The sequence below is a fragment of the Alicyclobacillus contaminans DSM 17975 genome (genome assembly GCF_000429525.1).
GTDB classification, from domain to species: domain Bacteria; phylum Bacillota; class Bacilli; order Alicyclobacillales; family Alicyclobacillaceae; genus Alicyclobacillus_A; species Alicyclobacillus_A contaminans.
In genome coordinates, this window is the sequence record NZ_AUCA01000036.1 from 1 (window position 1) to 21,116 (window position 21,116).

Genomic DNA, 21,116 nt, shown 5'->3' on the forward strand with positions numbered 1-21,116 from the left:
AGTACCGCCTCCAAAACGTCACTTCTCCCACAGTGGTCACAATCGTACGCTGTTTCCGGTGGACCAACTCCAGGCGTTTTTTGTCCCGAGAGTGCATGAGCTGTTCATCCACGGCCTCCAAGGCCTGTGACAGCAGACTGCGCGCGCTCACTTTGACGGCCTTTTCCACGCCCTCCTCCAACTCTGCAAAGCTCCTGGAGTTAGATATTGCCGATTGAAGGTCAGCCATCAGCTGCAGGAAAACATTCAAGGCGTGTCGAATTGGGAACACAGAGACCTCACTCCTTTTACCGCGCTGCAACGCGGGTGTTTTGGGTTGTTGTAGTGAGGTCTCTTCTATTTTTGCCTTCCTCTTTCCTCTCGGGGAAAAGCCCCTACTGAAACTTTACACGCTCGATGCGCATACTGTATGGAATCAGCGCCATACTGAACACGACAGGAAATGGTTGCTAACTGGTCCGGATCGGGAACATATGATTCGGCATCACGACAGCACCCCAAGGATGAATTTGAAAGGAAACGAGGGAAAAGGTCAGTGGAGAACACGCGCACCGTTCGCGATGCACTGGGTGAACTGCAGATTCCAGCGGAAGCTTACTATGGCGCCCAGACCGCACGGGCAGCCGCAAATTTTCCAATCAGCGGCCTGCGCCTGCCACGCGCCTTCATTCGCGCGCAGGGGATTGTGAAGTGGGCGGCCGCGAATGCTCACAAAGCGCTTGGCGTCATGGAGGCTCGCAAAGCGAATGCTATTTGCGCCGCCGCGCAAGAGGTGATTGATGGTCGGTGGGATGCCCAGTTCATCGTGGACGTGTACCAAGCGGGAGCTGGCACCTCCCAGAACATGAATGCCAACGAGGTCATCGCCGCGCGAGCGGCGGAACTGCTCGGAGGCCAGCGCGGTGACACCCGACTGGTTCATCCCAATGACGATGTCAACCAGTCCCAGTCGACCAACGACACCATCCATGTCGCCATGAACATCGCCGGCTTGGACCTGCTCGCGCAGCGCCTGAACCCCGCCCTGCTCATCCTGGAGCAGGCACTGCAGAACAAAGCGGCGGAGTTTCAATCCATTGTGAAAGCCGGACGCACGCATCTGCAGGATGCCGTCCCTTTACGGCTCGGGGATGAGTTCGGGGCGTATGCGGAAAACATCCGGCGGCATCGCCTCTGGTTGGAGACTGCCGCCGCGTCGCTGCTGGACATCGGAATGGGCGGGAACGCGGTGGGGACGGGGATCAACACACCGCCCGGCTTCGCTGAACTGGCGGTGAGCTTCGTCCGCCAGTACACGGGGCTCGCTTTCCGTCTGGCGAGCAACCCCTTCACCTTTCATCAGAATCCCGACGAAGTGGCCTGGGTGAGTGGAGCACTTCGCAACCTGGCTCTGGCGCTGCAGCGCATTGCCAACGATCTGCGGCTGTTGGCCTCCGGTCCACGCACGGGGTTGGGAGAACTGCAGCTGCCCGCGGTGCAGCCGGGATCGTCCATCATGCCTGGAAAGATCAATCCCGTCATGGCGGAGATGCTCAACATGGTGGTTCACCAAGTGCTCGGATGCGACATGGCGATCACTCAGGCTGCGGGGGCGGGACAGCTTGAACTCAACGTGATGATGCCTGTAATGGCGGCCAATTTTCTGTTCGAAATCGAGATCCTCACAAACGCTGTGAACACGTTCACGGAGCGCTGTGTGAGGGGCATCACAGCTCACCCGGACACGTGCAGACATCACGCAGAACGATCACTGGCGCTCGCCACCGCGCTCAATACCGCGGTCGGCTACGACGCGGCATCGGACATTGTGAAACACGCCATGCAGCACAATCTCACGCTTCGTGAGGCAGCATTACAGCGCGGCGTGCCTGAAGCGGCGCTGGCACGCGCCCTGGATGTGGAGGCACTCTCCCTCGTCACACCGCGAACGCTGCCCACCGCTCCGCAGGACGAACGGGCGGATTGAGACCGCGGGCGTCACCCGGCGCGTGCCGCAGCATCCTGTGTGCCGTTCTGAAACCAATTCCCACCGGATGCCCGGTTCGCTTCCGTCCTCAGGCACCGTCCGAGGCATTTCGCGTGATGCCAGTACTCCTGCAGGAACATCCACAGGTGGTACGCCTCCGCCGACTGGCGAAACCCTACTTGCGCCTGTAGGTGCAACAGATCCCGCTCGACCTTAACAAACGCTTGATCCAGCGCGCGCACCGGATAGGACTTCCCCACCTCCATTCGGGTGTGGCAGCGCTCCACCAATGTCAAAAGACGTTCGAAGTTCGCACGATGGGTCGCCGGACCGCCGCGCTGCAGCGTTTTGCTCATGTCGCGAACGCGTTCCACCATCGACTCCAAGGCGGCGAAGGACTCCAGCGTATGGTCCTGCCCCCGCTGCGCAGGCGCATCCTCCTGAGCGAGATGGGCCATTGCCCGCCCCTGCGACAACGTCACGTGCACCTGCTGAATCCGGTCGCGAACCACTTCGTACGGAGTCACTCGGCCATGGCGGATGTCCTCGTGCACCAGGTGCAAGAGCTGCCGAACTTCTCGCTGCCCCTGCTCCAAACATGCGAGCGCGCGCCGATGGTGGGCCGGCCGCACGAGCAGGTTGATGATGGTGCCAATGACGAGCCCTGTGCAGATGAGCGCCAGCTGGTTCAGCCCGCTGTGCCAAATGGATAGCCCCGCACTACCCATCGTATTGATGGCCGCCACCACCGCCACCAACAGCGATGGTGTCCAGCGCATCTGAATATGCACCCCCATGAGCAGAAGAGAGACCAAGCCGAACGCCCAAGGCGGATGCCCCACTGCCCAAAGCGCCAGCATGCCAAGTGCGGCTCCCATGGCTGCGCTCGCAATCTGACGCATCCCCTGCCGAACGGAACGATAGGCGGACGGCTGGACCGCCAGCACCGCGACAATGCCCGCAAATTGAGGCGAGACCAAATGCGTGAATTCGGCAATCCAAACGGCTATCGCGATGGCCACGCAAGTCTTAAGAGCCCGCCCGCCAATCCACAGCCGCCTCGGGCGGCGGATGGACGAGCGGCCTGTTGACGTCCTGCGCATCTTTCTCGACCCCCACTCTCCTATGTGCAGCACCGCTCAGGATTGCAACCGACGAAATACGAGTGTCAGCCCCGACCGTTCTCGGCGAACGTCCACAACCTTTATCTCCGACTGTTCCATACGCTGGCGAAGGGTGCGCAACACGTCGGGCCAACGCAGCAAATCTTCCCGCTGCAGCGTGTAGACTTCAAACTCCTCGGTCAGTTCCATTTTTCACTCCCCCCGACACGCGGTGAATTCCCATGGACACCAACGACACGTCATGAATTTACCGATAACGTAACGCGGCAATCTCTGTACCGTCAAGGTTTTCGGAATATAATATTACGCCGGTTCGTTACTTATTTGCACACCAACCGGCGGATGCCACGATATTGTGTAATGTTTTTAAACACGAACGAGAAAAGTGACACTTCACGCGTTCGTCCGTTCCAGATTTCACAGGCCCATCTGCTTGGCGATAATGGTCTTCATAATTTCATTGGTACCGGCGTAAATGGACATCACCGCAATGTCGCGATAGCGGCGAGCGATTTCGTACTCTTCCATGTATCCGTAACCACCGTGCAGCTGCAGACACTCCGCAATCACCTGCTTCGCCGTGTCCGTCGTCCACCACTTCGCCATGGAAACTTGACGGACAATGTCCTCGCCAGCCATGTGCAGCGCAATCAAGTGGTCCAAGAACACGCGGCTGACCTCACAGAGAGTGGACATTTCCGCCAATTTGAAGCGAGTGTTTTGGAACTTGCTGAGGGTTTGCCCGAAGGCCTTGCGATGCTTCACATATTCCGTGGTGACGCGAAGCGATTCCTCCATTGCGACCTGTGCGCCGATGGCCACCAACAACCGCTCCTGCTGCAGCTTTTCCGTCAAATAGGTGAACCCTTCCCCTTCTTGGCCGAGCAGATTCTCCGCCGGCACGCGGCAGTCCGAAAAGAACAGTTCCGCGGTATCCTGACTGTGCTGGCCGATTTTCTCCAATTGACGTCCACGGCTGAACCCGGACGTCCCCTCCTCCACCACCAGCAAACTGATGCCGCGATGCGGCGGTATGGCCTCGGGCTGGGTTTTGCACACCACCACCACCAGGTCCGATTGGATGCCGTTTGTGATAAACGTCTTTTGGCCGTTCAGGACATACGTGTCTCCATCCCGAATCGCGGTGGTTCGAATCGCCGCCAAATCGGAACCTGCGCCCGGTTCCGTCATGGCGATGGCCGTAATGAGTTCTCCGCTCACGCATCTCGGCAGCCAGCGGCGCTTCTGCTCCTCTGTGCCATAACTCACGAGATACGGAACCACGATGTCGCTGTGCAGGCTCACCCCCACCATGCCTGACCCAATGCGTTCCAGCTCCTCGCAGAGAACCACGCTGTAGCCAAAATCGGCGCCAACGCCACCATAGGATTCAGGCACCATCGGACACAGGTATCCATGATCTCCTAACTTTCTCCAAAATGCTCGTGGAATCATGCGCTGACGCTCCCACGCCGCAAAGTGGGGCCGCGCCTCACGGTCCAGAAACCTCCGTAACGCCCACCGAAATTGCTCGTGTTCCGCCGTCAGATATCCGTCCGACACATCTCTCCCTCCCATCAGCGCGGAGTCATCCGCAAAGCGCCATCCAAACGAATCACTTCGCCGTTGATCATCGGATTTTCCACGATGTGACGCGCCAACTGTCCATACTCCTCCGGCTTTCCCAGCCGCGGCGGAAACGGCACCTGCGCGCCCAACGACGCCCTGGCCGACTCCGGCAGCTGACCGAGTATCGGCGTGTCAAACAGTCCTGGCGCGATGGCTGATACGCGTATCCCAAACGCCGCGAGTTCACGGGCAATCGGCAGCGTCATGCTGGCGACGCCGCCTTTCGACGCCGCGTACGCCGCCTGTCCAATCTGCCCCTCAAACGCTGCCACAGACGCCGTGTTGATAATCACCCCGCGCTCGCCCTCGGCGTTCGTAGGATTCTCGCGCGCCGCGTTGGCCACCCACCGAATGACGTTGAAGGTGCCAATCAGATTGACCCGAATCACATGAACAAACACGTCCAGCGGATGCGGACCGTGATGGCTCAATACTTTCGCGGCCATGCCAATCCCGGCGCAGTTCACAGCACCGTGAATCGCCCCGTACGATTCCACCACAGCCGCCACCGCCTCCCGAACTTCGGCGTCCGACGTCACGTCCACTCGGTGATACTGTCCGCCCACCTCGGTCGCCACCCGCTGGCCGCTGTCCTCACGGAGGTCGAAAATGGCCACGTGGGCGCCCGCCTCCGCGAATACGCGTGCGGTCGCGGCACCGAGTTCGGACCCCCCGCCCGTAATGACGAACACAGCATTGCAGAGTTCCATCCCAGCCATCCCCCTTCGCTCACAGGTTCATCGTCACTGAGGAATCCGCTCAATCACGGTGGCATTGGCCATGCCACCGCCCTCACAAATGGCCATGAGCCCGTACCGCCCGCCGCGCTGTTCAAGCGCATTCACCAACGTTGCGGCCAGGCGTGTCCCCGTCGCACCCAACGGGTGGCCGAGGGCGATGGCTCCGCCATGCACGTTCACCCGGTCCAATGCGACGCCCATCTCCTTTTGCCACGCGAGTACCACGGACGCAAACGCCTCGTTGATTTCGAACAGGTCGATGTCGTCCGCGCGCAGGCCGGCCCGCTCCAGTGCGCGCCGGGTCGCCGGTATGGGCCCGGTCAACATCGTCACCGGACTCACGCCAACCACCGCAAACGATACGAACCGCGCCCGCGCCGGCAATCCGTACCGCCTGGCCGTCTCCTGGCTCATCACCAGCGCCGCGCTGGCTCCGTCCGAAATCTGACTGGCATTCCCTGCGGTGATGAGCGACAGGTCGGGAAACGCAGCTGGCAGTTCGGCCAATTTCTCTAAGCTGGTGTCTGTTCGAATGCCTTCGTCCTCACGGAACCACACCGGTCCGTGCCCGTCCATCGCTGGTTTCACAGGCACCGGGACCACCTCATTCTGAAACGCGCCTTTGGCTCTGGCCGCCGCCGCACGGCGATGGCTTTCAAAGCTGAAGGCATCCAACGCCTCCCGGGAAAGTCCCCACTCCTTGGCAATCAGTTCGGCGCCCAGCGCTTGATCAAAAAATGAACGGTTCCACCGATCCATTCTGTATCGTTCCTGCATCCGCCGAGTCATGGGAAACCCGTGCACCGTGACGGTGGAGAGCATCGGCACACGCGTCATCGACTCAACGCCCGCCGCGATGGCGACGTCGTACGCGCCGGACATGATGCCCTGAGCGGCAAAGTGAAGCGCTTGCAAACTGGAGCCGCACTGCCTGTCCAGCGTCACCGCCGGGACCGACTCCGGCAACCCCGCGGACAGCCACGCGTTGCGCGCGATGTTCGCCGCCTGATCCCCGATTTGATCCACACACCCCACCAAGACATCGTCCACCACCGCCGGATCGATGTCATTTCGTGCGAACAGCTGCTCGAATACGCCCGCCAACAGATCCACCGGATGCACGTCCGACAACGCGCCCCGACGGCGCCCGATGGGCGTTCGAATCACATCCACAATGACAGCTTCAGGCATATGGTGCAGCCCTCCTATCGACTGGTCGGTCAATCCGCCCCATCGTCATCCACCTCAAGTTCCTCGCCCGCCGCCGCTCAGCGGTGACAGGCATACGCTCCATGGCCCCCGGCGCTGGTGAATACCCGCAAGCCGGCGCCGGCACTCCCGGACTCCTCGGCCACCAAACGGCGAGCCTTTGCATGTGCGCTGCAAAACGCTTCTCGCGGGGACAGCACGGGCTGCAAACAGCAATCCACCTCCAAAGAAAACGCTTTCCATTCAGCCAGCAATCGTCCCTCGAACAAGCGACAAAGCTCCTTGTACACGGGATTTTCATCGACGGCGTGGGAGAACTGGGCGTCCACCCATGCCTCGCGCCCCAGCGCGCGGCAGAAGCGCGCCCAGAACTTCGTCTCGAGTGCGCCGAGGCTCACGAATCTGTCATCAGCCGTGCGGTAGATGTGATAACACACGTACCGCCCGGACAGTTCCGGAATGCCAAGGGTTCCTTCCGGATCGTCCGGCAATGCGGCGTGCGTTGGCAGCAGGCCCATGAGAACGTCGGTCATCGAGAGGTCAATCCGGCCGCCGCGGCCCGTTCGCGCGCGTTGGACCAGCGCGGCCAAGATGGCCTCGGCCGCCGCAATTCCCCCGAGCAGATCTGCCAATTGAAGACGCGGCATCACGGGCCGCCCGGCTTCATCCACCAACAGGGACTGAACGCCGCTGGCGGCCAGAAAATTGATGTCGTGGCCGGCGCGAGCGCTCCATGGCCCGTATTGGCCGTATCCGGTCAAAGAACAGTAAATCACCCCTGGATTGCGTGACCGCACCGCGTCGTATCCAATGCCGAGCGCTTCCGCCACACCGGGACGAAATCCCTCAAGCACCACGTCTGCTTCGGCGGCCAGCACAAGCGCTCTCGCGCAGTCTTCCGAGGACTTGAGATTCAGGCGAACACTTTGTTTCCCACGGTGATTCGCCGCGAAGACCACACCTTCTCCAGCGCGTTTCGGCCCGATGTGTCGCGCGGGATCCCCCGCCGGTGGCTCCACCTGAATGACGGTGGCCCCGAGTTCAGACAACCGCAGGCTCGCGTAGGGACCTGGAAGCAACGTTGTGAAATCGAGAACGCGGATACCGGACAACATGGACATCCTGCCTCCCTCCGCAGGTGATGCTAGGCCGTATGCCCGCTCTCCACTCAGTATAGTTCAATCGTTCAGAAATATGGTATGACTCTCACGCATCCGTCCAACCCTCTTCTTCGGAGGACTCAACCGTTTCGCTTCAGACGCCCCGTCCGCATCGCGTACCGCTCGGCGGCCACGAAGATGGCGAGCCCAATCGGCACCAAGATCACCCCAATCAACGCCAGCTCCACCAGCGGCAGCCACAACTGGTCCAGTCCGGCGCCGTGCAACAACGCCTCGCGAGACATGTTGAGCGCATACGTCGCCGGCGATAGCCAGGACATCCACTGCACCCAATGGGGGAGGATGGTCACCGGATAATAAATGCCGGAAATCAGCAAGATCACGCCCTGAATGATGTGCGTCGCCTGAGCTCCGCGCTCTGTGGACAGCAGAGGCAGCACGGCCGCAATCAATCCCAGACCCATGAAGCTGAGGCTGGACACAATCAGCACCAGAATCGCGCTCCACAGGTTCGCGTGCGAAAGCGGAAGCCGGAAAAACCAGGCGATGGCGACGAGCACAATCAACGTGCGGATCATGCCGTACGTTGCCCCGTACAGACAGGTCCCGAGCAGGTGCGTCAACCGGCGAATGGGGGCCATGAACGTGTACTCAATCGTTCCTTCCCAGCGCTCGTAGCTGATGGAATTGGCCACTTCGTCAAACAGAATCGAAAGATATCCCCAGAGCAGTGCGCCAATCACCAGGTAGAGCGTGGTCTCCGCCCGTTGACTGGAGGGCGTGGCATAGCCGATGAGCCCAATGGTCATGGCGTTGATCAGACTGTAAAAAATATGGACGACTTCCCATGACAAGTATCGTTTGGCCAAACGAAAGTTGCGCTCCACGAACGCGTACATCGTACGCACTTCGGCGATGGGCCGAACGTTAAGCGAAGTCCTCATCCTCCACAACCTCCTTCCAATCCTTCCCGACAAACGCGAAGAACACATCCTCGAACGATTGCACGTTCGGCCCGGCCATTTGCTTGAGCGCGCGCGGCGTGTCCAGGACCACCAGCCGACCGCGGTCCAAAATCGCCACCCGGTCGCACAGTCGCTCCGCTTCCGCCATGTCGTGCGTCGTGAGAATCATGGTGGTCTTCCGTTCGGCGATGATGTCCTCCACAAAATCCTGGACATCTCGGCGGGACTTCGGATCCAACCCGGTGGTTGGTTCATCCAGCAACAGGAGTTCCGGACGGGTCATGAACGCGCGCGCAATCGACACCTTTTGCTGCTGTCCGCGGGACATGTTCTCGAGCGACGCGTGCATTTTGCCGCGGCTGAATCCGAGACGTTCCAGAATCGCACCGGCTCGCTGCCGGGTCTCGGCCGGCGGCAGACCGTACAGGCGACCGGCGAACATGAGGTTCTCCATGGCCGACAATTTCTTGAAAAAGGATGCTTCCACCGACACGCGGTTGATGCGGCGACGGATGGCCTGCGGCTGTTTCACCGCATCCATCCCAAACACCTCCACCACACCGCTGTCGGGGAAAAGTAACGTGGAAATGAGTCGAATGAGTGTGGACTTGCCGCTGCCATTCGCGCCGAGGATGCCAAGCACCTCGCCTCGGTGCGCGTCGAACGTGACGTCGTCCACCGCCATCACTTCACGTTTGCGACGGCCGAGCCAGCCGCGGCGCACCACGTCACCGTCTCCCGGTTCCACAGGTTCGTAGAACCGTTTGCACACGTGTTCGCAATGAATCACCGGCGGGCCGTCCGGCACAAACCCCGATGGATTCGACGATTCCAACGATTGCGTCGATTTCAACTCCAAGTTCAACGTGATGATTCCTCCTTGCCCCCACGCTGCAATCTGCAGGAGGTCCCAGTATCCGTGAAACTTTGGGCAAACAAAAAAGCCATGGGCCTGCCATGGCTGGATGTACTGCAATTCCTCGCCACGGGCCCATCGCCCGCAGCGACACACCGTTCCTTCTACGGAGCCGATGTTTTGCCCATACGCTGCGGGATGTTGCATGCAGAAATGCCGGTGATGCGGATGCCCGTGCCCGTGCGGCACAGTCCTGCCATCCGGGCATCATCGCCGACCCATTGCAGATTCCGCATGACACATTCTCCTTCCCGCCTCGTATTTGACACTGCCAGACTCGGACAGGTTTCCCTCATCTGGTTGGAAGCGCCATCGACCGTATCCTATCAATTTTCACTGAATTTTGTCAAGCGCTCATTTTTTGAACGCCCGCCAATCCAACCGGGATTCCTCCAGCAGTTTCGAGAAATCCTCTTCATCCTCGTCGCTCGGATTCAGCAGTTCGGCAAACGATAACTCCGCGTCGTCCCCATCGGCTCTCCGCAATGGTGCTACGCGCTTGGCCGAAGTCCCCTTCTTCGCCGGGGAAGGTTTCTCAGCGCTCTCCATCTCCGCCTTCAGCTTTGCGAGTTTCGCCGCTGCGTCGCTGTCCAAAAAGTCCGCCACGTGCAGCTGGGCATCCGCATCCGCCTTGGGTTTCACGGGCTTTGGCGCCGGGCGAAACCAATCAGCGGCATAATCCGGTTTATCCTCGGGTTCGTGCGCCACCATCGACGGCTTTCTCCGTTTTCCCACACGCGGTCACCTCCGTCAATCCTTGATCTCGCCGGCTTCGTACTGCTGCAGGTAGCGCTTTTCATCCGCCACCAAACTCGGATGCTCGTTCAAATATGTGCGCAGCAGCCGTTCCTGCCACTCGTCCGATCCCGGCTCCCCCGCCACCTCCAACAGGTCGTCAAGCCTCCGGTCGTATACGATTTCCCACTGCTCCGCACCGTCCACCATCACTTTCCGCGAGACCTGCATAAAAATCCCCGGATCGCCTTCCTGTTCGGTGCGTGCGTACATCATCATTTCGTAGTTGTCCCATTGGTGTATCCAATCGAGCGGATCGTACTTTTGCATGCGCATCCCTCATTTGCAAGCGTCAACTGCTTTCAGTGTACTGGTTCCGCGGACGACACTTCAAGTCATGGACGTTTGTGCAGCGGGGAACCCTTTTTGTTACAATGAGTGACGTCAGCGCTTTGCAGCGCGCCATTGGACGATGCGCGACAACACCGCGTTGATTGGCGTGGAAGCGCTGCAAAGCGCCCGCGCAACGGGACGCAATGCGACCTGTAGAAAGGAGTCCGTCGGATGAAAGCAACCATGTACGTATTCGTCATCATTGCCATCATTGTCGCCATCCTCACCTTCGCGATTCACCCGAAGGACCAACGCCCAACGGCGCTGGCTTCGCAAGCAGCGTCCGCCGCTGCACTCACCGAAGTGCGGTGACGCCAAAGAAGGGGGCCAAGAGGCTCCCTTCGACCATCAGACGACTATCTTGACAGCCCTGCATCAACAAGTGAACAGGGGCGGGAAGACGACGCGTGTGCGCCGTCTTCCCGCCCCTGCCTTCACCCATCGGACGCGCTGTTACGCCAGCGCCTTCTTGAACTCCTCCGTCAACATCGGCACGACCTCGAACAGGTCTCCGACAATGCCGTAATCGGCCACCTGGAAAATCGGGGCTTCGGGGTCTTTGTTGATGGCGACAATCACTTTGGAATTGGACATGCCCGCCAAGTGCTGGATGGCTCCCGAGATACCGCACGCGATGTACAGATCCGGAGTGACCACTTTCCCCGTCTGGCCAATCTGCAAGGCGTAGTCGCAGTAACCCGCGTCACAGGCGCCGCGCGACGCGCCGACGGCAGCGCCGAGCACATCCGCCAGTTCCTGCAGCGGCTTGAAACCATCCGCGCTCTTCACGCCACGGCCACCGGAAACGATGATCTTCGCTTCCGAGAGATCCACGCCTGTGCTCGCTTTCTGGACGATTTCGCGAACGGTGGTCGCCAGGTCCTGCGGCGCGAACGAAACGTCCAATTTGTTCACCGTGCCTGCCTTTGCTATATCCCCTTCTGCCGGAGGCAGGTTGTTTGGCCGCACTGTGACAACGATGGTGCCCTTCTTGACCCGCACTTTCGTGAACGCTTTACCGGCGTAAATGGGGCGGGTAAAGGTGATGGCGTCCCCGCTGACCTCAAGTCCGACGATGTCCGACACCTGACCGGCGCCGAGCCGCGTCGCAATCACCGGAGCCAAATCTTTGCCGATGGCGGAATGGGCCATCAGGATCACGTCCGGATTGGTCGCACGCACGGCTTCCATGAACGCCTTTTTGTACGCATCCGGCGTGTAGTTCTCCAATTCCGGTGCATCCACCACATACACGGTGTCGGCTCCGGCTTGACCCAGACCGCTTGCCAATGCCTCCACACCGCTGCCGAGCAACGCCACGGACACGCTGCCCCCCGCGGCCACCTGATTGGCCGCCGCCAGCATCTCCAACGTGACGTTCCGCAGCTTCTGACGCCGTACATCCGCCAATACCAGTACGTTTTTGGCCATAAATCTCCCTCCGTATCCCAGAAAAGCGCTGCATACGCGCTCTTTTATGCTTGATTCCCTGTGCCGCCGGGCGGCCGCAGACTGTCGCGCTCCCCCGAACGCCCATCAACCGACCACTTTGTCTTTGGTTTTCAGCGCGGACACCAATTCCTTCACCTGGTCCGCGAGGTCGCCGCTCAAGATTTGACCCGCGGTCTTCGGCGCCGGCAGGAAAGTTTCGGTGATCTCGGTCCTGGCTTCAATGTCTTCGAGAGACAAACCCAGATCCGCAAGGGTCACTTTGGTCAACGGCTTTTTGTTGGCCTTGCGAATGCCAATCAACGATGGATACCGCGGCTCGTTCAACCCCTGCTGTGCCGTGACGAGCAACGGCAAGCTCGCTTCGACAATCTCCTCATCGCCTTCCGCGTCCCGGTGCGCCACCACCTGGTTCCCGTTCACTTCGAGCTTGGTGAGCGTCGACACATGCGGAATTCCAAGTTCTTCCGCCAACCGCACAGCAACCTGACCGGAGCCGTCATCGACCGCCTGGTTGCCAGCGATAATCAGGTCGAATTCGCGTTGCTTCACAATGGCCGCCAGCACCTTGGCGGCGGTGTACTCGTCGCCGAACAGGGCCGGATCGTCCGCCAGAATCGCCTCGTCTGCCCCCATCGCGAGCGCGGTCCGAAGCGCCTCCTCCGCCCGCTCTGGTCCCACGGTGATGACCGTCACCTGGCCACCCAGGTCATCGCGGAGGCGAATCGCCTCCTCGACCGCGTACTCGTCGTAAGGGTTGATCACGAACTTGACGCCGTCTTCCTTGATTTTTCCGTTCTCAATGACAATCCGTTCCTCGGTGTCAAACGTCTGCTTCAGACAGACCAGGATGTTCATATACGCACTCCTCTCTCAGTCCTCTGTCGTCGACGCGGAGCCCGCCAAGCCGTGCAGCAGCAGGTCCACGACGTCGTCCGCAAGCGAATGCAGATGATACTTGCCGCCCGGCAGCACCCACGCGGTGACCGTTTCATCCATCGTGCCAAAGATCATGCGACGGGCCAGCCGACGATTGATCTGACGGCGAAAAATCCCTTCTTCGATGCCCTGCTCCACAATCTCGTCCAACATGTTGTAAAACGGTTTCATGATGTCTCCAATCTGCCGCCTGATGTTGGCGTCCACCTGGCGCAGGTGCACCTGGGTGACCATCGCGAGGTCGCGGTGATCTCCGAGTTCCCGGAAGTAGAGCGAAACCAACGCGCGCAACTTGTCAGGGGCGCGCTTCGCATCCGCCAGCGCGGAACGACTTCGTTCCACAATCTGTCCGATGGCTCTCCGCAGCAGGGAGATCAACACGTCCTCCTTGTTTTTGAAGTATAGATAGACGGTTCCGTCCGCCACTCCGGCTGCCTTTGCAATTCTGGAAATCTGTGAATTGTGGTAGCCGGATTCAGCCATCACTTTGACAGCGGCGTCAAGAATCGCCTCATACTTGCTCTCGTCGCGCCGGTTTGGAATGCCCCTTCCCTCCCTCAATTGAATGAATTGTCATTCATTATTCGTGTTCATTGTATCGAAGACAGCCGGATGTGTCAACGCTTTCTTTGGAAACACTAAGAGAGGCCGCATGTTTTTACGCGGCCTCCGCATTGCCCACAGTCGTTCATTGCTCCGGCAAACCCAGCGCTTCGCGAATCTTCGGTTCCACTTTCAGAAATCCCTTATCACCCGCGGCGCGAAACTTCAGCGTCCCATCTTTGCCAAACACAAAAAACGCCGGGACATATTCATTTTCAAAGCGATTCGCCACGGCGTGTTGGTGATCCAAACCCAGTGGCTGCGTGATGTGGTACGTCTCCACGTCCTGCCGAATCCGTTCTTCATTCGTGTCCTCTTCCATCCGGGGCATGTGCAATGCCACCACCTGCAGGCCGTCCTTTGCGTATTTGTCCTTGATGGCAATGACGTCGTTCATGGTTTCGTGACAAATGTGGCATGACACGGCCCAGAAGTGGACCAGTGTGACTTTCCCCGGCTCCAGAGCCGGTATGCCATCCGAGTTCCACCATGCGGTCGCCCCCTCGAGCGATGGCATCGGTGTCCCCAGTCGCATGGGCATCACTGAACACCTCCCGGGAATGCCAGACGGGCGCGCTTGCAACGGGACGGCGGCACCCATTCTTGGCAGTTCATTCAGGTTGGATTATACTATTGACCATGGGGACTTTCAAATCTCTCCAGCGATGGTGACTGTGTTCAGCCCTTATCCTCGGAGAGTATGACAAGTTCAGAAAGGATGGCCTTTATGGATCTCAGGCAGACGTCTGAAGAGTGGACGAAGTCTCATTTTCAGGTGAACGAGCTGCTCTCGCAACTGCTCAACGAAATTCGAAATCTCGGTTACAATCCCAGCCACCACGTGTCCTATGACAACATGGAACACCACCTGCTGATTGACCAGGATTTGCTGGACAAGTATCCGTCCTTGCAAGACATCTTCAATAAATACCTCTCTGCCTGCGCACGCCGTGACGAAGCCGTAAGAAACATCCAGTCGTTGCCGAAGATTGACCTCGGATTTGCGCAGGAATAAAAAAGAACCGGAGCGGACGTCCGCCCCGGTTCTTTTTCTGGATTTTTAAAGTCGGCCTTCCGTCGCGGTTTTCAGCCACACGTCATCGTGCATCACATCCGCGAGCGTGATGGAATCCAGCGCCTTGGTCACGGCGTCCATCACCCGCAACCAGACACTGCGCGTGTGGCACATCGAAACACGACCGCAAAAGGAACTTGGTTCAGCCAGTTCCTCACTGACACAGCCTATCGGCGCAAGCGACCCTTCCAGCAGTCGGACCAATGCGCCGATGCTGATTTCGTCGGCCGGTCGACTCAACGTGTAACCGCCGTTGACGCCGCGGGTGCTCTTCACAAACCCGGCTTTGCGCAGCTTCGCCACAATTTGATCCAAAAACTGTTCCGGAATTTGCTCCTGCTCGGCAATGGTCGGCAGAGGGACCGGCTGATCTTCTCCAGCCATCAGGGCAATGGCGACCATCGCGCGCAACCCGTACTCCGTTTTCTTCGAGACTTTCACGGATAGACCCCTCCTGACTACCTGCTCGCAGCAGCCCCATCCAACTGCGGCTTACACGTCCACCCACACCTCGCCGTCGCGAACTTCCACATCGTAGGTTTCGACCGGGTAAACGCATGGAAAAGCTACCGCCGCTCCTGTGCGGATGTCGAATTTGCCCCCGTGTTTAGGACAGGATATAATGCACCCGTCCAACCGGCCTTCGGACAGCGACTGTGCCGCGTGTGTACACGTGTCGGATGTCGCGTAAAAACCGTCCTCCGCGTGATAGACCGCCACCGGATTGTCTTCGATATCCACCCGAACCATGCTGCCCACGGCAATGTCCGTTGCTTTGGCAACTTTCATCCAGGTCATCTGCAACACCTTTTCAGTCGCGGGCCGCGCAGGTTGTGTGCGACAGCCCGCACGGAATTCAGTTCGTTCCACGGCCAACGCGCCAATCAGCCGATGGAGCCCTCCATCTCGAACTTGATCAAGCGGTTCATCTCCACCGCATATTCCATCGGCAGCTCGCGTGTGAACGGTTCAATGAAGCCCATCACAATCATGCGAGTTGCGTCTTCCTCGGAGATGCCGCGGCTCATGAGATAGAACAGCTGTTCTTCGCTGACCTTGGACACGCTCGCCTCGTGTTCCAACGTCACTTCGTCGTTCATGATTTCGTTGTACGGAATCGTATCGGACGTCGAATCGTCGTCCAGAATCAGCGTGTCGCACTTGATATTCGCCTTGGCGTTCTTCGCATTCGGACCAAAGCTCGCCAATCCGCGATACGTCGTCTTTCCACCGTGCTTGCTGATGGACTTGGACACAATCGTCGATGACGTGTTCGGCGCGTTGTGCACCACCTTGGCCCCCGCATCCTGGTGTTGACCGCGGCCCGCCACCGCGATGGAGAGCACCATCGCCTTGGCGCCCTCGCCCTGCATGTACACGGATGGATACTTCATGGTCAATTTCGATCCGATGTTGCCATCGACCCATTCCATCGTCGCATCCTTGTACGCCACCGCGCGCTTCGTCACCAGGTTGTAGATGTTCGGAGCCCAGTTCTGGATGGTGGTGTAGCGGCACGTCGCCCCGTCTTTCACAATGATCTCGACGACCGCGCTGTGCAGCGAGTTCGTGCTGTACACCGGTGCCGTACAGCCTTCCACGTAGTGCACCTTGCTGCCTTCATCGCAAATGATGAGCGTCCGTTCAAATTGCCCCATGTTCTCGGAGTTGATGCGGAAGTACGCCTGCAGCGGAATGTCGCACTGAACTCCCTTGGGCACGTAAATGAAGCTGCCACCGCTCCAGACCGCACTGTTGAGCGCCGCAAACTTGTTATCCTCAGGTGGTACCACCGTACCAAAGAACTCCTTGAAGATTTCCGGATACTCGCGGAGTGCCGTATCCGTGTCGGTGAACAGAATCCCGAGCTTTTCCAGGTCTTCCCGCATGGAGTGGTAGACCACTTCCGACTCATACTGTGCAGATACCCCTGCGAGAAACTTCTGTTCCGCTTCGGGAATCCCGAGCCTGTCAAACGTGTTCTTAATCTCCTCGGGGACCTCTTCCCACGTCTTCCCCTTCTTTTCCGTGGGCTTCACGTAGTACGTGATATCGTCGAAGTTCAGATCGGACAGATCACCGCCCCACTTCGGCATCCCTTTTTCATAGAAGATGTCGAGCGAACGCAGACGGAAATCCGTCATCCACCCCGGTTCGTTTTTCATCATCGAGATTTCCTCGACAATCTTGCGCGACAGGCCCTTCTCGAACTTGACGACGGACACGTCCTTATCGCGAAAACCGTACTGATACTCTTCCATTTCGGGCAACGGTTTGGCCATCATGCACAACCTCCTTCACCTGGATATCCTTAACGTTCTGCTGCGGTACACAGCGGTATCCTCCCGCTTCATTCCCGATTGGGTTGAACACCTTTCTCCAGCGCCTGCCACGCCAACGTGGCACATTTGATTCGGGCGGGAAACTTCGAAACCCCGTGCAGCGCCTCCAAATCCCCGAGCGCGTCGGTGTCCACGTCCTCGCCCTTCATCATGGCGCGAAACAAACGATTCAACTGGAGCGCCGTTTCCACTGGCTGCCCCTTGATGGCCTCCGTCATCATCGACGCGGAAGCCATCGATATGGAGCAACCCGTGCCTTCAAATCGAACATCCGACACCACGCCATTCTCCACCTTCAGGCGCAGCGAGATCTCATCGCCGCAACTGGGGTTCTTCAAATCAACCCGAATGCCGTCCGGCAATTCGCCCTGGTTTCTCGGATGTTGATAGTGATCCATAATCACCTGCCGATACAGATCATCCAAGTGCATGTTGGAAAAACTCCTTCGCTGTGCGCACAGCCGCCGCCAATTTGTCGATGTCGGACTCGGTGTTGTACAGATAAAAACTCGCCCGAGCGGTCGACGACACGTTGAGGATGCGCATCAGCGGCTGCGCGCAGTGATGACCGGCGCGGATGGCGACGCCTTCCGCATCGAGGACGGTGGACACATCGTGCGCGTGTACATTCAGCACGTTGAAGGTCACCAATCCGCCGCGCTGGCGCCCGTCCTCCGGTCCGTAAATCGTTACACCGTCGATTTCTTTGAGCTGTTGGAACGCGTATTCCGCCAGCCGGTGGTCATGGTCGCGCACCGCCTCCATCCCGATGTCGGTGAGGTAGTCCACGGCGGCCGCCAAGCCAATGGCACCTGCGATAATCGGCGTGCCTCCCTCAAACTTCCACGGCGTGTCCTTCCAGGTCGAATCGTACAATTCGACGACGTCAATCATTTCTCCGCCAAAATAGGTGGGTTCCATGGCATCCAGCCACTTGCGCTTGCCGTACAGCACGCCAATGCCAGTGGGACCAAGCATCTTATGCCCGGAGAACGCGAGGAAATCGCAGTCCAGCGCCTGCACATCCACGGGCAGGTGGGGAACGCTTTGCGCGCCGTCCACCACCATGATGGCTCCCACCGCGTGAGCCACATCGGCGATTTCGCGAATGGGGTGAATCGTACCCAACACATTGGATACATGAGCCATGGCCACAATCTTGGTGTTGGCGGAGACGGTGGCACGAACATCTTCCAACCGAATGGTGCCGTCCGCCTGCAGCGGAATGTATTTCAACGTGGCCCCGGTGGCTTTTGCCGCCTGCTGCCACGGCACCAGATTGCTGTGATGTTCCGCCGGTGTCAGGACAATTTCATCTCCCGGTTTCAAAAATGCGCGCGCATAACCATACGCCACCATATTCAACGACTCGGTGGTGCCTCTGGTGAAAATCACCTGCTCCGGGGACGGAGCGTGGATGAATCGCGCCACCTTTTCCCGTGCCAACTCGTACGCCTCTGTCGCCCGCGAACCGAGCGTGTGAACCCCCCGGTGGACATTCGAGTGATTCGTCTCGTAGTAATGTCGGAGCGCCTCAATGACCTGCCGCGGTTTTTGCGAACTCGCCGCGCTGTCGAGATAGACCAGCGGATGGCCGTTGATTAGCTGATTCAATATCGGAAAATCCTTGCGAATCTCCAGCGCGTTCATTCGCTCAGCTCCTCATCGACGCGAGACCTCACCAGCGTCCGCACGGCTTCGGACGGAATGGCATCCACCGTCGGCTGCAGATGCCCCCAAATGATCATCCTCATCGCTTCAGACTTCGAAATGCCGCGAGACATCAGGTAGTAGATCTGCGATTCGTCAATTCGTCCCACGCTCGCCGCATGGCCACAGCGTTGGACGTCATTTTCGTCAATCAGCAACATCGGAATGGCATCCGCGCGGGCGGTCCCGTCCAGGACCAGCATTCTGTCGTGCTGTTCGCTGCCTGCCCCCACCGCATGCTTGAAAATGTGCGTGGAACTCCGATAAATCGAGTTGGCGCGTCCGCGAAGCACGCCGTGCATCACGATGTCGCTGATGGAATATTTTCCTCTGTGCAGCATGCTGGCGGTCAAATCCAGATGTTGACGCCCGTAGCCCAAGCCAAGAGCCCGGACGGTCGATCTCGATCCGCTCCCAACCAAATCGCTCTCCACTATTCCCACAGTGAAGCCATCGCCCACATCCGTGAACACCCAATCCACCGACGCATCGTTCTCCACGCGAGCGCGCGACGTGGAAAAATTGGTGGGACCGGCGTGAAACGCGTGATTGGTCACCACGGTCACCTGAGCACCCGACTTCGCAATGACCTCCAAGACGTGACTCCGGACGGGCCCGGACGGCTTGTCTCCACTGCTGATGTGCACTTCCGCAAACGCAAGCCGACTTTCAGCATCGGCAATCACCAGTGCCCGCGGCGCGATGCCGACGCCACTGCCCGTATCTTCCACCACATAATGAACCGTGCCCGGCACCGAAACCCGCCGTGGAACGTAGACAAAGAGACCGCTCTGCCACACCGCCGCATTCAAGGCGGACCACTTGCTTTCCTCCACCGAAACCACTTGGCCCAGATACTGCTGCACCAAGTCCGCATGCTGTTGCGCAGCCGAATGCAGGTCGGCCACGATGACACCCGTCTCCGACCAATCGGCCGGAACCCGCACTTGCACCACCTGACCGTCTCGAACGTAGACATACGCGTCCGATTGCTCGGTCAAGGACTGAATCAATTGACCGGCTTCGGCGCCAGTCTCGGCCACAGCCGCCACCGCTGGCGGCACCACGTCCCAGGTGCGCCGACTCAAGTCCGTTTTTTCCAGTCGAACGACCGGTGCGTTCTGGAAGGCCTCCCATGCGCGCTCCCGCATCTGTCGCAGCCATTCCGGTTCAGCGTGCGCTTTCGCTTGTTCCTGCAACCAGGACTGCACGGTCGACAATTCCTGCGTCATGCTTTGCCCTCCTTACGCCTCGGCTCCGACGGTTTCGTCTTCGATTCCGAGTTCTTGCTTCAGCCAATCGTACCCGTTGGCTTCCAACTTTTGCGCCAACTCGCGGCCGCCGGAGCGCACAATGCGGCCCTGCATCATGACGTGCACAAAGTCTGGCACGATGTATTCCAGCAATCGTTGATAGTGCGTGATGATGAGGAATCCGACGTCTGGAGAGCGCAGGTCGTTGACCGCTTTCGCCACAATCTTCAGCGCGTCGATGTCCAGCCCGGAGTCAATTTCGTCCAGGATGACAATCCGCGGATTCAACATGCTCATTTGCAAGATTTCATTCCGCTTCTTCTCGCCACCGGAGAATCCTTCATTAAGATATCGTTCCGCAAACGACGGATCGATGTTCAGAGACTTCATCTTTTCCTGCAATTGCCGGTGGAACTTGATCACCGGAATTTCATTGCCCTCTCCCAGACGAGCGTTCAACGCCGTCCGAATGAAATTCGCGTTGGATACGCCGGGCACTTCCGCAGGGTATTGCATGGCGAGGAACAGCCCTGCGCGCGCGCGCTCGTCCACCGCCATGTCGAGCACGTCCTGCCCGTCCAGCGTCACCTGGCCACCCGTCACCTCATACGCGGGATGTCCCATCAACGCGGACGCCAGAGTGCTCTTCCCCGTACCGTTCGGCCCCATGATGGCGTGAATCTCGCCGCCACGAATCTCCAGGTCCAAACCTTTCACAATCTCTTTGTCTTCCACGGCCACTTTCAGGCCCGTAATTTTAAAATGTGGGGATGCCATCTGTCCGACCAACCTTTCCCGTCTAAAGTTCCAACTACAAATGTTGACCTCATTAGTCATGTTTTGATTTTAGATTACCATACCTGCCGTAAAATGCAACCAAATCGGTGGATATGTTACGAAACCCAAGCGTCCGCTTCGGGCAGCGCTTGGGTCCACATGGAAGGGGC

General features: G+C 59.0%; 26 protein-coding genes. 3 read left to right on the forward strand and 23 right to left on the reverse strand.

Going from position 1 to position 21,116, the window contains the following annotated elements; all coding sequences use genetic code 11:
- A partial coding sequence (locus G463_RS20325) for a UPF0236 family transposase-like protein (RefSeq protein WP_026975974.1) occupies window positions 1-181 on the reverse strand: 181 nt, incomplete at its 3' end.
- 354 nt (window positions 182-535) lie between these two features.
- Between G463_RS20325 and G463_RS20330 the strand changes: the two genes are divergently transcribed.
- Complete coding sequence (locus G463_RS20330; protein ID WP_035487233.1) at window positions 536-1,966, forward strand: class II fumarate hydratase; 1,431 nt, start codon at window positions 536-538, stop codon at window positions 1,964-1,966.
- A gap of 11 nt (window positions 1,967-1,977) precedes the next feature.
- Here the strand turns inward: G463_RS20330 and G463_RS0112875 are convergent, their stop codons facing one another.
- The 11 genes from G463_RS0112875 to G463_RS0112925 all read right to left on the reverse strand — a co-directional run bounded on the left by G463_RS0112875 (window position 1,978) and on the right by G463_RS0112925 (window position 10,735).
- A complete protein-coding gene (locus G463_RS0112875; protein WP_084171661.1) occupies window positions 1,978-3,069 on the reverse strand; it encodes an FUSC family protein in 1,092 nt (363 codons plus the stop codon).
- Window positions 3,070-3,105: 36 nt separating this feature from the next.
- Window positions 3,106-3,279 carry a hypothetical protein gene (locus G463_RS22895; protein ID WP_156900207.1) on the reverse strand — a complete coding sequence of 58 codons (174 nt, stop codon included), beginning with the start codon at window positions 3,277-3,279 and terminating at the stop codon, window positions 3,106-3,108.
- A 228-nt stretch (window positions 3,280-3,507) separates the two neighbouring features.
- Window positions 3,508-4,653, reverse strand: coding sequence for an acyl-CoA dehydrogenase family protein (locus G463_RS0112885; RefSeq protein ID WP_026975504.1), 1,146 nt, complete (start codon window positions 4,651-4,653; stop codon window positions 3,508-3,510).
- Window positions 4,654-4,667: 14 nt separating this feature from the next.
- The gene (locus G463_RS0112890) at window positions 4,668-5,429 is read right to left on the reverse strand and encodes a 3-hydroxyacyl-CoA dehydrogenase (protein ID WP_026975505.1); all 762 of its coding nucleotides are present in this window, start codon (window positions 5,427-5,429) and stop codon (window positions 4,668-4,670) included.
- Window positions 5,430-5,462: 33 nt separating this feature from the next.
- The gene (locus tag G463_RS0112895; protein WP_026975506.1) at window positions 5,463-6,650 is read right to left on the reverse strand and encodes a thiolase family protein; all 1,188 of its coding nucleotides are present in this window, start codon (window positions 6,648-6,650) and stop codon (window positions 5,463-5,465) included.
- A 77-nt stretch (window positions 6,651-6,727) separates the two neighbouring features.
- Window positions 6,728-7,789: a CaiB/BaiF CoA transferase family protein gene (locus tag G463_RS20335; RefSeq protein ID WP_084171663.1), complete on the reverse strand. Its 1,062-nt coding sequence runs from the start codon at window positions 7,787-7,789 to the stop codon at window positions 6,728-6,730.
- Between the two features lie 119 nt (window positions 7,790-7,908).
- Window positions 7,909-8,733 (reverse strand): ABC transporter permease, encoded by an 825-nt coding sequence (locus tag G463_RS0112905; protein ID WP_035487235.1) that lies wholly within the window; start codon window positions 8,731-8,733, stop codon window positions 7,909-7,911.
- Entirely contained in the window at window positions 8,717-9,619 is a 903-nt protein-coding gene (locus G463_RS20340; RefSeq protein WP_211227420.1) for an ABC transporter ATP-binding protein, read from the reverse strand. Before G463_RS20340 ends, G463_RS0112905 begins: the two co-directional genes overlap by 17 nt.
- A 155-nt stretch (window positions 9,620-9,774) precedes the next feature.
- A complete protein-coding gene (locus G463_RS23845; RefSeq protein ID WP_281171082.1) occupies window positions 9,775-9,906 on the reverse strand; it encodes a hypothetical protein in 132 nt (43 codons plus the stop codon).
- 118 nt (window positions 9,907-10,024) lie between these two features.
- Window positions 10,025-10,405 (reverse strand): hypothetical protein, encoded by a 381-nt coding sequence (locus G463_RS20345; protein WP_051322283.1) that lies wholly within the window; start codon window positions 10,403-10,405, stop codon window positions 10,025-10,027.
- Between the two features lie 15 nt (window positions 10,406-10,420).
- Window positions 10,421-10,735: a hypothetical protein gene (locus G463_RS0112925; RefSeq protein WP_026975508.1), complete on the reverse strand. Its 315-nt coding sequence runs from the start codon at window positions 10,733-10,735 to the stop codon at window positions 10,421-10,423.
- 234 nt (window positions 10,736-10,969) lie between these two features.
- On the opposite strand from G463_RS0112925, the gene G463_RS22900 reads away from it, so the two are divergent.
- A complete protein-coding gene (locus tag G463_RS22900; RefSeq protein WP_156900208.1) occupies window positions 10,970-11,110 on the forward strand; it encodes a hypothetical protein in 141 nt (46 codons plus the stop codon).
- Between the two features lie 141 nt (window positions 11,111-11,251).
- Here G463_RS22900 and G463_RS0112935 read toward each other — a convergent pair whose 3' ends face one another.
- The 4 genes from G463_RS0112935 to G463_RS0112950 all read right to left on the reverse strand — a co-directional run bounded on the left by G463_RS0112935 (window position 11,252) and on the right by G463_RS0112950 (window position 14,330).
- Window positions 11,252-12,229, reverse strand: coding sequence for an electron transfer flavoprotein subunit alpha/FixB family protein (locus G463_RS0112935; protein ID WP_026975509.1), 978 nt, complete (start codon window positions 12,227-12,229; stop codon window positions 11,252-11,254).
- Window positions 12,230-12,334: 105 nt separating this feature from the next.
- Complete coding sequence (locus G463_RS0112940; protein WP_026975510.1) at window positions 12,335-13,105, reverse strand: electron transfer flavoprotein subunit beta/FixA family protein; 771 nt, start codon at window positions 13,103-13,105, stop codon at window positions 12,335-12,337.
- 15 nt (window positions 13,106-13,120) lie between these two features.
- On the reverse strand, window positions 13,121-13,747 hold the full coding sequence (locus G463_RS0112945) for a fatty acid metabolism transcriptional regulator FadR (protein WP_281171083.1): 627 nt from the start codon (window positions 13,745-13,747) through the stop codon (window positions 13,121-13,123).
- 127 nt (window positions 13,748-13,874) lie between these two features.
- Window positions 13,875-14,330 carry a TlpA disulfide reductase family protein gene (locus tag G463_RS0112950; RefSeq protein WP_051322284.1) on the reverse strand — a complete coding sequence of 152 codons (456 nt, stop codon included), beginning with the start codon at window positions 14,328-14,330 and terminating at the stop codon, window positions 13,875-13,877.
- Between the two features lie 186 nt (window positions 14,331-14,516).
- Here G463_RS0112950 and G463_RS0112955 point away from each other — a divergent pair, with 186 nt between their 5' ends.
- Complete coding sequence (locus tag G463_RS0112955; protein WP_026975513.1) at window positions 14,517-14,804, forward strand: hypothetical protein; 288 nt, start codon at window positions 14,517-14,519, stop codon at window positions 14,802-14,804.
- Window positions 14,805-14,849: 45 nt separating this feature from the next.
- On the opposite strand, the gene G463_RS0112960 is transcribed toward G463_RS0112955, so the two are convergent.
- From G463_RS0112960 to sufC, 7 genes are all read right to left on the reverse strand, one after another.
- Complete coding sequence (locus G463_RS0112960) at window positions 14,850-15,305, reverse strand: RrF2 family transcriptional regulator (RefSeq protein ID WP_026975514.1); 456 nt, start codon at window positions 15,303-15,305, stop codon at window positions 14,850-14,852.
- A gap of 51 nt (window positions 15,306-15,356) precedes the next feature.
- Complete coding sequence (locus G463_RS0112965) at window positions 15,357-15,662, reverse strand: non-heme iron oxygenase ferredoxin subunit (RefSeq protein WP_026975515.1); 306 nt, start codon at window positions 15,660-15,662, stop codon at window positions 15,357-15,359.
- Between the two features lie 86 nt (window positions 15,663-15,748).
- Entirely contained in the window at window positions 15,749-17,146 is a 1,398-nt protein-coding gene (gene sufB, locus G463_RS0112970) for a Fe-S cluster assembly protein SufB (protein ID WP_026975516.1), read from the reverse strand.
- 68 nt (window positions 17,147-17,214) lie between these two features.
- Complete coding sequence (gene sufU / locus G463_RS0112975; RefSeq protein WP_026975517.1) at window positions 17,215-17,637, reverse strand: Fe-S cluster assembly sulfur transfer protein SufU; 423 nt, start codon at window positions 17,635-17,637, stop codon at window positions 17,215-17,217.
- A complete protein-coding gene (locus G463_RS0112980) occupies window positions 17,624-18,856 on the reverse strand; it encodes a cysteine desulfurase (protein WP_026975518.1) in 1,233 nt (410 codons plus the stop codon). Before G463_RS0112980 ends, sufU begins: the two co-directional genes overlap by 14 nt.
- Entirely contained in the window at window positions 18,853-20,148 is a 1,296-nt protein-coding gene (locus G463_RS0112985; RefSeq protein ID WP_035487237.1) for a SufB/SufD family protein, read from the reverse strand. Before G463_RS0112985 ends, G463_RS0112980 begins: the two co-directional genes overlap by 4 nt.
- A 12-nt stretch (window positions 20,149-20,160) precedes the next feature.
- A complete protein-coding gene (gene sufC / locus G463_RS0112990; RefSeq protein ID WP_026975520.1) occupies window positions 20,161-20,946 on the reverse strand; it encodes a Fe-S cluster assembly ATPase SufC in 786 nt (261 codons plus the stop codon).
- Between the last annotated feature and the right edge of the window lie 170 nt (window positions 20,947-21,116).

Coding starts and splice junctions, on each gene's coding strand:
- G463_RS0112875 (WP_084171661.1), bottom strand. CDS start 3,069: ATGCGCAGGACGTCAACAGGCCGCTCGTCCATCCGCCGCCCGAGGCGG.
- G463_RS22895 (WP_156900207.1), bottom strand. CDS start 3,279: ATGGAACTGACCGAGGAGTTTGAAGTCTACACGCTGCAGCGGGAAGAT.
- G463_RS0112890 (WP_026975505.1), bottom strand. CDS start 5,429: ATGGAACTCTGCAATGCTGTGTTCGTCATTACGGGCGGGGGGTCCGAA.
- G463_RS0112895 (WP_026975506.1), bottom strand. CDS start 6,650: ATGCCTGAAGCTGTCATTGTGGATGTGATTCGAACGCCCATCGGGCGC.
- G463_RS20335 (WP_084171663.1), bottom strand. CDS start 7,789: ATGTCCATGTTGTCCGGTATCCGCGTTCTCGATTTCACAACGTTGCTT.
- G463_RS0112905 (WP_035487235.1), bottom strand. CDS start 8,733: ATGAGGACTTCGCTTAACGTTCGGCCCATCGCCGAAGTGCGTACGATG.
- G463_RS23845 (WP_281171082.1), bottom strand. CDS start 9,906: ATGCGGAATCTGCAATGGGTCGGCGATGATGCCCGGATGGCAGGACTG.
- G463_RS0112925 (WP_026975508.1), bottom strand. CDS start 10,735: ATGCAAAAGTACGATCCGCTCGATTGGATACACCAATGGGACAACTAC.
- G463_RS22900 (WP_156900208.1), top strand. CDS start 10,970: ATGAAAGCAACCATGTACGTATTCGTCATCATTGCCATCATTGTCGCC.
- G463_RS0112935 (WP_026975509.1), bottom strand. CDS start 12,229: ATGGCCAAAAACGTACTGGTATTGGCGGATGTACGGCGTCAGAAGCTG.
- G463_RS0112940 (WP_026975510.1), bottom strand. CDS start 13,105: ATGAACATCCTGGTCTGTCTGAAGCAGACGTTTGACACCGAGGAACGG.
- G463_RS0112950 (WP_051322284.1), bottom strand. CDS start 14,330: ATGCCCATGCGACTGGGGACACCGATGCCATCGCTCGAGGGGGCGACC.
- G463_RS0112955 (WP_026975513.1), top strand. CDS start 14,517: ATGGATCTCAGGCAGACGTCTGAAGAGTGGACGAAGTCTCATTTTCAG.
- G463_RS0112965 (WP_026975515.1), bottom strand. CDS start 15,662: ATGACCTGGATGAAAGTTGCCAAAGCAACGGACATTGCCGTGGGCAGC.
- sufB (WP_026975516.1), bottom strand. CDS start 17,146: ATGGCCAAACCGTTGCCCGAAATGGAAGAGTATCAGTACGGTTTTCGC.
- sufU (WP_026975517.1), bottom strand. CDS start 17,637: ATGCACTTGGATGATCTGTATCGGCAGGTGATTATGGATCACTATCAA.
- G463_RS0112980 (WP_026975518.1), bottom strand. CDS start 18,856: ATGAACGCGCTGGAGATTCGCAAGGATTTTCCGATATTGAATCAGCTA.
- G463_RS0112985 (WP_035487237.1), bottom strand. CDS start 20,148: ATGACGCAGGAATTGTCGACCGTGCAGTCCTGGTTGCAGGAACAAGCG.
- sufC (WP_026975520.1), bottom strand. CDS start 20,946: ATGGCATCCCCACATTTTAAAATTACGGGCCTGAAAGTGGCCGTGGAA.